The organism is Psychrobacter sp. 1Y4, from assembly GCF_051847555.1.
In genome coordinates, this window is record NZ_JBPYDE010000317.1 from 1 (window position 1) to 859 (window position 859).

General features: G+C 44.8%; 2 protein-coding genes. Both read right to left on the minus strand.

All coding sequences use genetic code 11. The annotated features are described in order from the left end of the window. Positions 1–464: YoaK family protein (locus ACS8FC_RS16025; RefSeq protein ID WP_439297500.1), on the minus strand; the 464-nt coding region annotated here is incomplete at its 3' end. 129 nt (positions 465–593) lie between these two features. Continuing rightward, positions 594–859, minus strand: a 266-nt coding sequence (locus tag ACS8FC_RS16030) for an SDR family oxidoreductase (protein ID WP_439297501.1), incomplete at its 5' end; no start/stop codon positions are given.

Sequence of the window (859 nt, forward strand, 5' to 3'; positions counted from 1 at the left end):
CCGATTGCTGCACCCGTATCGGATGTCAGTCCTGTCAAATGAGTTGTGCGAATAACTGCTCCGCTATAAGTGGCTACCATCGCGTTTTGTAATCCGCAGGCCATCGCTGCTGCCAATTGTCCGAGATAATCATGCTGCTGATATAACCAATAGGCAGCTATTAGCAAAGCTGCTTCAAAATATAGCGCACGCCCGTAACGACGGCCTAGTGTTAAAGATGTCTGCCCAATGACAAAACCGCTCAATATTGCCCCTGACAAAAATGACAATAGTAGCGCACCGATATACAAAATACTGCGAGAATCTGAGTAAGCGATAGCTGCTGCAAACAAGCTGACATTGCCGGTGACATGCGAGACCGATAAGTTAGCAAATCCCATTAATGCGGTTGTGTTCACGCAGCCAGCACTAAATGCCAATACCGCCCCACCCCACAAAATCCACTTTGGTAACTTGGTTATCATATTCGTCACCTAAAGGCCTACTGCCAAAAAGACTCATAGTATAACGAGAAAAGGCAGCCAATTGACTGCCTTTTCAATAGTTGAGTGAATCATTCATAATGACCATCAACACAAAAAATACTTAAATGATTATTGCGCTGGCTCATCAAGCATCATCAACTGCTCACTGATAGCGACGGTATTAAAACCTGCATCAACAAACATGATCTCACCCGTAATACCAGATGCCCAAGGCGATAATAGGAATAGTGCTGCGTTGCCTACTTCCATCTGATTGACATTGCGTTGTAGTGGCGCGATTTTTTCGCTGATATCGAGCATTTTACGGAATGATTTAATACCACTAGCAGCTAGCGTGCGAATTGGACCTGCTGAAATCGCATTGACACGGATAC